This is a genomic window from Natronococcus pandeyae (assembly GCF_008122205.1).
GTDB lineage: Archaea > Halobacteriota > Halobacteria > Halobacteriales > Natrialbaceae > Natronococcus > Natronococcus pandeyae.
Genome location: NZ_PHNJ01000032.1, coordinates 1 through 9,491, shown reverse-complemented (window position 1 = coordinate 9,491; position 9,491 = coordinate 1). Strand labels below are relative to the sequence as shown.

Sequence of the window (9,491 nt, the reverse complement as noted above, 5' to 3'; positions counted from 1 at the left end):
CCATAGGTCTGCGTATCACGATCAGGCGTAAATACCTATATTTGGCAAATATGGTTTTCATGATTCCAAGAATAGTTTTTGCTCAGTCCGCAGATCTATTGATCGGTCGATTCATTGACTTCGGTGTGAAACAAACGAAGCCGTCGTGCTGGACTTATCCTCTATATTTTGCACGCACTTTCTACCAGCTACTGGATAGGTTGAGCGAAGCGTGCGAGATACAGGGCGCGAATGTTACACAAATCAGAAGATGATCTGCGAAGGGTGTGATCGGTCAGTACGGGTGAAGCACACATCGCTCAGTACAGTGGAAGTATCGTACAGAGTGGTCGTCATCGAGAGAATCTATTTGTGTCTCAGTTATCGTCACTGTCGGTCGCGTTTTCTGGAAGCGTATCCATGAACTCGCGGTATTCGTCAAACCCCTCTGATGTAGGGACGAGTACGTCCTCACGGATGCCACCTCCTAACGCATTATAGATATCCTCAATATCCTTGTAATGGACCGCAGCGACCGGAAAATCCGATGAACTCAAGTCACGCTCCTTCGCCTTCGCTACTGCTTTCTCCTTCGCCGCCTTGCGAGTGAGAAACGTCCCAACAAGTTGGTTTTCGTCAATAGAGTCAATGAGGCACCAGATCACCTCGGGGACTGGGTCGTCCGGCTTGACCCGTCTATGCGGGAGTTCATCGTTAGTCATCGTGACCCCGCTGGAATAGTGATCTGCCGATTTTTCGACTAGTAACTTTACCCTCTTCGTCTCGTGTTTTGACCATTGTGTTAGCCATGGATAGACATTACGCCCCAGTGTCTTAATCTCATATATGAGCGGATACATGGGGGAGACAGATCAACTCCTCCAGCGGGAATGCCTGAGAACGCATATCTACTGAGCGGCTAGTTCTATTCTACTACTGTCTGGCATCAGGCCTTAAGCGACCAATCGCTCAGTACAGTGCATACACTTTTATGGCAAATAGCTAATAGATGTGGTAAATATGGTGTCCAAGTATCAAGATCAGTCGTCCGTGGTTACTGCGTTCGGGTTCCTCGTTGCCATCGTTGCAATCGTGGGAACACAGTTCTTCGGATGGGAACGGGGATTAGGGCAGCTCATTTCAACAATCATCAGTGTCGTCGTTGCCGGGATTGCTGTCGTAATTGTTGCGAGAAGAGTACTGGACTGATCATAGAACGTCTTTCTTAGTTCCGACTGGAAACTGTCGCTCAGTACGCATATCTATTGAACAGCTGATTCATTGACTTCTGTGTGAAACAAACGGAGTCGGTCGTGCTGCACTAATGCTCTGAGCCGGTCACGCCACTCCTGACAGAAGCCGAGCAGTTCGAACGATCTGTGCTGAACTCACAGCGCGTCTCTTGCGTGAAGCGCACCGGTAATTCTCCCCGTCTTAGAACACCAACGGCGGAGAGTTTATCTATCGGTATCGTGAGTTGCTGAAGTAGTGACCGGCTTACAGTTGACGGACGCACTTCGAGAGACCCTTGCTCTCTTCGGAGCGGGAGGGGCACCCATGACGACAACCGAGGTAGCCGAACAACTCGACCTCGGCCGCCGGAGTACCTACGAGCGCCTCGAGCGACTCGTCGATCACGACCGGCTCGAAACCAAGAAAGTCGGGGGAAACGGACGCGTCTGGTGGCAGCCATCCACGAACGGACAAGCGTTCACAGATGGCCAAGAAAGGGATGCGGTAGACAGCGACCTCGGCGAGGTCTTCGATCGAATCTCGGACAGCTTCTGCGCCCTCGACCAAGAACTCCGCTTTCGTTATCTAAACGATCACGCAGCAGACCTTTTCGGACTGGATGAGGCCGCAATTGGTACGGACATCCGTAACGAAAATCTCACGGAGACGTTCGAGAGCGCACTGTACGAGGCTCTTGAAACACAAGAGCCCGTAACCTTCGAAGACTACTATCCGCCGTGGGACAAGTGGTTCCAGAACGTCATCTATCCCTCAGAATCGGGCCTGTCGGTCTACTCCCGCGACATCACCGACCGGAAGCGACGTGAACAAGAACTGGCCCGCTACGAAACGATCGTCGAAACGAGTCCGATCGGCATCACGATCGTCGGCAGCGACGGCGAGCTGCAGTTCGCCAACGACCGAGCTGAAGAGATACACGGTCGGAGCAAAGACCAGATCAACGACCTCAGCTTCGACGATTCCGACTGGGCCGAAGTCGACGTTGACGGCGAACCACTCCCGGGCGACGAGAAGCCCTTCGCGCAGATTATGAAGTCCGGAGAACCAGTGTTCGATCATCTCAGTGGCGTGTCTCGTCCGGACGGGGAGCGAGTCTGGATCTCCATCAACGGGGCGCCGGTCTACGACGACTGCGGAGAGATCGACAGTGTCGTGTTCACCATCGAAGAGATCACCGACCGATTCGAGCGCGAACGGAAGCTCGAACAGTACGAAACGGTCGTCGAAACGGCTCACGATGGCATCTACGTTCTCGACGAGGAGCGACGGTTCGAACTCACCAACGGGTCGTTTGCCGATCTGACCTCGTTTTCCCGAACGGAGTTACTGGGTCAACACGCCTCGACGGTGTTCGGCGACGAGTTCGCGTCCATCGAGGCCGAACAGTGGGAGAGCGCGACCGCGGATGACCCCCTGACGTTCGAAGAGACGATCAACGCTGGCTCAAACGAAACCCGGACGGTAGAGAACCGGTTCGTCCTTCTCGACGAAGGCGCGCGAGAACAGCGAATCGGCGTCATCAGGGATGTCACAGAGCGCGAAGAGTATCGCCAAAAACTGGAGGAATCAAACGAACGTCTGGAACAGTTCGCGTACGCTGTCAGCCACGACCTCCAGGAGCCGCTGCGGATGGTTACGAGCTACCTGCAGTTGCTCGAGCGGCGCTACGGCGGCGAACTCGACGAGGATGCCGAGGAGTTCATCGACTACGCAGTCGACGGTGCCGAGCGGATGCGGGAGATGATCGACGATCTACTCGACTACTCCCGCGTCGAGACGCAAGGTGATCCGCTCGAACCCGTCGAGTTGAACACGGTGATCGACGACGTCTGCACCGACCTCCAACTGCAGATCGAGGACTCCGACGCCCATATTGAGGTGGCCTCACTCCCGCAAGTCAGCGGGGATAGGGGACAGCTCCGTAGAGTGTTCCAGAATTTATTGTCGAACGCGATCGAATACAGCGGCGACGAACCACCCCGGGTTGCGGTCTCGGCGGAGCAGGATGGATCGATGTGGCGCATCTCGGTTTACGACGAGGGGATCGGCATCGATCCGGACGAGACCGACCGCGTCTTTGAGGTGTTTCAACGCCTCCACAGCCGCGACGAGTCCGAAGGAACGGGCATCGGACTGGCGCTCTGTCGGCGGATCGTCGAGCGCCACGGCGGCGAGATCTGGGTCGACTCCGAACCCGGTGAGGGATCGACGTTCTCGTTCACGCTCTCTCCAGCGCACGATCACGAGTAAACGACTCGAGCCTGAGAACCAAGCGAACCCCCGTGCTGACCTCATCCTCTGTATCCAGCAGGTTGTTCTTGACAGGTATCGGTGAGATCGATTGCTACTCCGGCACCTACTCCACCTGTATCGCGTACGGTATCCCACTACTGCGATACTCCTGAGACAGCGTCAGTGGTGTGAGAGGGACTCGTCATCTTCGCCTTCGCTTTTGTCTGGCCGCCAAACGATATCGATCCAGAACTCCTCGGTCGAGCGAACAACTTCGAGAAATTCAGGCGGATCAACAGGCTTCTGGATGAACGCGTTCGCATGAGGTCGTACAACTGCACGACGGCTTCGGCGTCATCCGAACCTGTTAGGATAAGTACAGAGATACCAGCAAGTTCGGAATCACAGTTAAGCGTCTCAAGTAGCTCATAACCGTCCATCTCGGGCAGTTCAATATCCAGCAAAATGAGATCTGGACGAGCAGCATCAGTATACTCGCCACGCTGGTGAAGGAAATCGAGTGCTTCGGCACCGTCCGGGACGGCGTGGATATGATTACTGACCTTCTCGTTCTCGAGCGCCTCGAAGAAGAGCCGCACGTCTTCGGGGTTGGGGTCGATCAGGAGACCCTCAACAAATCGTTGGTCAGCCATTTGTTTGTCATTCTATGCAACTGGAGGGAGGTGTGGCGGACTTTCACACGAATCGTGTGTAGTTGATGCGAAATTTGATTTCCTTCGCGAGGAACAACCAGATCGTCAATAGGTGCGAGGTCGAAACCCGGACGGATGGCGCGCTTGCCGATGCTCAAGCGGCATGCGAAAATTGGGGTCTATTCAGTGAGGGGAAGATCGATGATCTAAGTCGCGAACAGATTGTCGTGCTCGTGGGCCCCTCGGCGATCTTGAGGAGCGACTCGCCGCTTTCGAGGACGCCGCTTGATGCAGCGTTCGAAAATGCCAATACTAAGGCCAGTTTGAACGATTTCCTCTGCGCGGACTCAACTGATCAGTTGATCTGCGAACCTAGATATATGCTTACTGTGGTGTAAAGTTACAACGAGGAGTACGTGAACTGGACTATAAACCCTGTACGGTGCTCTAAACAAGGACACAGACTCTTACGGTTCACGGGCGGCGAGAGTTTTAACTTAATCAATGATCTTTGACGGGTAATGAGTACACAAGCGGACGCCCCCGACGGGGCATTTTGGGGTGACGTTGACGACGATGTGGCGCTCCATCGGTACCGGACGCTCGTCAACACGATCGACGACGGCGTCTATCAGCTCAACTCGAAGGGGCACTTCGTTGCGGTCAACGATGTCATCGTCGAGACGACAGGATTTTCACGCGACGAACTCGTCGGCGAACACGTCTCGCTTGTTCTCACTGATCACGACGTCGAACGCATCGAACGCGAACTCGGAAGACAAATCGGGACGGAAGACGAGGAAATCGCTGCCTTCGAACTCGGTGTCCAAACTGCCGATGGCGGTGTGGTTCCCTGTGAATTGCGGCTCAACTTACTGGTCGAAGACGGGGAGTTTCAGGGAACGATTGGCGTCGCGCGAGACCTTACCGAGGAAAAGCAGCGTCTGAAGTCACTCGAGTCGGCACAGGCATCGGTCGAATCGATCACGGGCGTTCTCGACGAGGCCAACATCGGTGTCTTCGTTCTCGATGATGACTTCACAATTGCATGGGCTGACGAAACCATCGGAGAGTACCTTGGCCTCGACCGCGACGACCTCATTGGCCGGGACAAACGAACGGTGCTCGACGAAACCATCAAGGACAGATTTGACGACTCAGAACGATTCGCCGAGAACGTCCGGGCAACGTACGAAGAGAACCGTCATTTCGAGACGTTCGAGTGTCACGTCACTGCAAACGAAACCCGTGATGCACGCTGGCTCGAACACCAAAGCAAACCGATTGAATCTGGTCAATACGCCGGCGGTCGAATCGAACTCTACTACGATATCACGGATCGAAAGCGATCAGAAGACGCTCACCGCGAAAGCGAAGAACGGTTTCAGTCGCTTATCGATGCCGTCGAGGAGTACGCTATTTTCCGCCTTGATCAGGACGGTCACGTCATCAGCTGGAACGACGGAGCGGCAAAAATCAAAGGCTACGACCGCGAGGAGATCCTCGGCGAGCACTTCTCAACCTTTTATACCGAGGAAGATCGAGCAGCGGGCGTACCTACCCGAAATCTGGAACGAGCGACCGAAAACGGATCCCTCGAAGACGAAGGCTGGCGCGTCAGAAAAGATGGCAGGCAGTTCTGGGCAAACGTGACGATTACGGCGGTGCGGGGCGACGACGGAGCTCACCGTGGCTACCTGAAGGTCACGCGCGATATGACTGATCGTCATCGGCGCGAGCAAGAACTCGAGCGCGAACTCCAGCGGATTTTCGATCGATTCTCCGATGCGTTCTACACACTTGATGAAGACTTTCGATTCACCCACGTGAACGCCTATGCAGAAGACCTCCTCGGCTATTCAGAAGACGAGTTACGCGGGGAGGTCCTGTGGGATGTATTTCCAGAGGCTGTCGGATCGGATCTCTACGAAAACTACACGGACGCGATGGAAACACAGAAACCGATTTCGTTCGAACGCTACTCCGAACCGCTCGGTCTCTGGGCCAAAGTTAACATCTATCCTTCCGAGACGGGACTTTCTGTCTATTTCACTGACATCACCGAACGCAAAGAGCGCGAACAAGAATTAGAACGGTACGAGCAGACGATCGAAACGATTTGGGACGGTGTCGCAACGCTTGACGACAACGGCCGATTTGTAATGGTCAACGACGCGTTCTGCGAAATGACCGGCTACGAGCGTGACGAATTGCTGGGAGACCACGTCACGCTCATCCACGACGAGACGATCGACGAGCGCGCCGAGGAATTGAAAGAGGATGTTGTCGCGAAGAGAGCAGAGTACGCGTCGCTCGAGTTCGATCTCGAAACTGCAGACGACGAAACGATTCCCGTCGAGGGCCGGTTTGGGCCGTACGTGCTCGAAGATGGATCGGTCGGTCGCACAGGCGTCGTCCGTGACATCTCCGAGCGCAAAGAGCGCGAACGAGCGCTCGAAGAAAGCGAGCGTCGGTACCGAACGCTCGTCGAGAACTTCCCGAACGGGGCAGTCGGGCTCTATGACGAGGAGTTTACCTACACCGTCGTCGGTGGCGAACTCCTCGACAAACTCGGTCACGCTCCGGACGAGGTCGTCGGAACGACGATCTACGAACGGTATCCCAACGAGCTCATCGACGAGTTCAAACCGAACTTCCGTGCGGTCTTCGATGGCGAATCGAACACGTTCGAAATCGATCTCGATACCCGAGACCTGATAGCGCATACACTTCCAGTTCGAAACGCCGCCAACGAGATCTACGCAGGGATGTTGATGGTACAGGACATCACCGAGCGCAAGGAGCACGAGCGCGAACTCGAACAGCGGGCTCGTCAGCAACAGGCCGTCGCCGACCTTGGGCAGTTCGCTCTCGAAACTGACGATCTCGACGAACTTATGCACGAGGCAGCTCGGCGCGTGGTGGACGCACTCGACAACGAGTACTGCAAGGTGCTCGATCTCGATTCTGACGAGCGGGAACTGTTGTTGCGCCAGGGGGTAGGCTGGCACGAGGGGATCGTCGGTGAAGCGACGGTGTCCTCCGTCGAAGCGGACTCTCAGGCTGCGTATACCTTGGCGAACGATCACCCGATCGTGGTCGAGAATCTCGAGACGGAAACGCGATTTAGCGGCCCCGAGTTGCTGACGAGTCACGACGTTCGCAGCGGGATCAGTACCATCATCGGACCGTTCGATGAGGCGTGGGGAATCCTTGGTACTCACGACACCGACTGTCGGGAGTTCACCGACCAGGACGTTACCTTCGTCCAGAGCGTCGCCAACATCCTTGCCGAGGCCATCGAGCGCCACCGGTACCAGCGGGAGCTCGAACAGCTGGTGACCGACCTCGAGGAGTCGAACGAACGACTCGAAGAATCGAACGAACGCCTCGAGCAGTTCGCCTACGCTGCCAGCCACGACTTGCAGGAGCCGCTCCGGATGGTGTCGAGCTACCTCCGCCTCATCGACGACCGGTATCGCGACGACTTCGACGAGGAGGGCGAGGAGTTCCTCGAGTTCGCCATCGGCGGTGCCGACCGAATGCGCAACATGATCGAAGGGTTGCTCGCATACTCACGGGTCGAAACGCGAGGAAATCCGTTCGAACCGGTCGAGCTGAATGACGTTCTCGAAGCCGTTCGTGAGGATCTACAGATCCAGATCGAGAAGAGCAACGCCGAGATCGCGATCGACGAGCTCCCGCATGTAGAGGGCGACGCTGAGCAACTGCGCCAGGTCTTCCAGAACCTCCTGAGTAATGCGATCGAGTACAGCGGCGATGAGCCACCACGTGTTGATATCGCCGCCGAACGCGATGACGACAGCTGGATTATTTCGGTTCACGACAACGGGATTGGGATCGACCCTGACGAGCAGGAGCGTATCTTCGAGGTGTTCGAGAGACTGCATACCCGCGAGGAACACCCGGGGACAGGTATCGGGCTCCCGCTCTGTCAACGCATCGTCGAACGCCACGGCAGCACGATCCGGGTCGAGTCCGAACCTGGTGAAGGGTCGAAATTCTTGTTCACGCTACCGATGGCAAATAACCATGACGCGTGACTGAGCAAATCAACTTGGGCGCCTAATTTAGAAGCAATACAACCAAAATGCGATGGGAAAGAGAGTGTCAGAGGCACCACCCACCGCGTTATCTTCATCTTCCTAAATAGAGAAAAGTATTTTTCCCAGTACATCATTAAATATCATATATTAATATGGACATATGATAGGCGGAACTCTAAGTGTAGACTGATGGCTCCCCTGAAGTGGCCCCATCAGGGTCAACTCCGCTGTTTTTCGCCCGGAAACAACAAGTACGTCCTGCGTATAGATCTCAGAGACCATTCCCCTTTTTCTTCTCGGTTTGGTCAGTAACTCTAATTTTGACCCCGCCATCTCCCCAAAGCTCAATCCGAACATCATCAGTCGTAATCGTGACGGTCGTTCTCGGCTGGGAATCGTGTCGAAAGAGCGTATTGAGGCTCTCAGAGTCAATATCTTCAAAGAGGACGAAGTCTGTTCGTTGGAGGCGCTCCCCCCTGTACTCCTCAATAGCATCAATGACTGCATCAGTCAACGACTGTTCTTGGTCGGGTGTATACGTATCTCGTACTTCCATAGTCACGGCGTTTGTATTGCGGCCGCGTTTGAACTGTGTATACGAACCGTGTGTGGGCTACGCAAATGAACGGCGCATCTACCGTCTATGGAACGTTCACGCTTGATAAGAGCAGACGTATACTCTGTAATTTCGCTTCCGTAGACTACGTGATGAGTTATAAAGGTGTAAACGCATGCTTCCCCAGATACGTCCGTAGATCTACTGATCGGCTGATTCAGCGCAGTTCGATTGGAACAAACGAAGTCGGTTTGCTGAACCCATTCTCTCTATTCGCAACCGCATTTGACAATGATTCGAGAGTTCAATCAGGGTTTGCTGGATACAGCGCGCGGGCCACGTTTAGACGCTGCTCAGTTGCCGTCTCAACCGGGATTATGTGCGGTTGAGTAAGGAAGCGGCGAGTATGCCGTCTCAACTTGCCCGATTTACCGACCGATGTGTCGATTTGTCCCAGAACGCTGTCATTGGCGAGCCAGCACCGGCGGTCAAGAAGGGTGACGGCGGCTACGCTGACTGGGTGATCGTCTCGATTCACTGTCTCAGAGAATATCTGAACCAACCCTACCGCCGGTTACTCGATATCTTGTACGAGATGCCCGGAATCGCCGCTAAACTCGGGCTTTCTGTGGATCAGCTACCGGATTTCACCACCGTCTGCACGCGGAAACAAGATCTCAAAATGCGGATCTGGCGGGTGTTGCTGCGGCTGTCTGTCACACTGCACGAGCTCGGCGACGTTCAGGCGAT

The 9,491-nt window shown here is 55.0% G+C and carries 6 protein-coding genes and 1 pseudogene; 4 read left to right on the top strand and 3 right to left on the bottom strand.

The annotated features are described in order from the left end of the window. Positions 1-356: 356 nt before the first annotated feature. Positions 357-839 (bottom strand): hypothetical protein, encoded by a 483-nt coding sequence (locus tag CV102_RS25475; RefSeq protein ID WP_233710823.1) that lies wholly within the window; start codon positions 837-839, stop codon positions 357-359. Between the two features lie 160 nt (positions 840-999). Between CV102_RS25475 and CV102_RS25470 the strand changes: the two genes are divergently transcribed. After that, positions 1,000-1,188 (top strand): multidrug transporter, encoded by a 189-nt coding sequence (locus CV102_RS25470; RefSeq protein WP_148860802.1) that lies wholly within the window; start codon positions 1,000-1,002, stop codon positions 1,186-1,188. A gap of 348 nt (positions 1,189-1,536) precedes the next feature. Next, entirely contained in the window at positions 1,537-3,483 is a 1,947-nt protein-coding gene (locus CV102_RS25465; RefSeq protein ID WP_148860801.1) for a PAS domain-containing sensor histidine kinase, read from the top strand. Positions 3,484-3,620: 137 nt separating this feature from the next. Here CV102_RS25465 and CV102_RS25460 read toward each other — a convergent pair whose 3' ends face one another. Beyond that, positions 3,621-4,118, bottom strand: a complete 498-nt coding sequence (locus CV102_RS25460; RefSeq protein WP_306438874.1) for a response regulator — start codon at positions 4,116-4,118, stop codon at positions 3,621-3,623. A gap of 521 nt (positions 4,119-4,639) precedes the next feature. Between CV102_RS25460 and CV102_RS25455 the strand changes: the two genes are divergently transcribed. After that, complete coding sequence (locus tag CV102_RS25455) at positions 4,640-8,182, top strand: PAS domain-containing sensor histidine kinase (protein ID WP_148860800.1); 3,543 nt, start codon at positions 4,640-4,642, stop codon at positions 8,180-8,182. Positions 8,183-8,456: 274 nt separating this feature from the next. Here the strand turns inward: CV102_RS25455 and CV102_RS25450 are convergent, their stop codons facing one another. Next, entirely contained in the window at positions 8,457-8,699 is a 243-nt protein-coding gene (locus tag CV102_RS25450) for a HalOD1 output domain-containing protein (RefSeq protein WP_148860799.1), read from the bottom strand. Positions 8,700-9,147: 448 nt separating this feature from the next. On the opposite strand from CV102_RS25450, the pseudogene CV102_RS25445 reads away from it, so the two are divergent. After that, positions 9,148-9,491, top strand: a pseudogene (locus CV102_RS25445) (IS5/IS1182 family transposase); the annotation flags it as partial.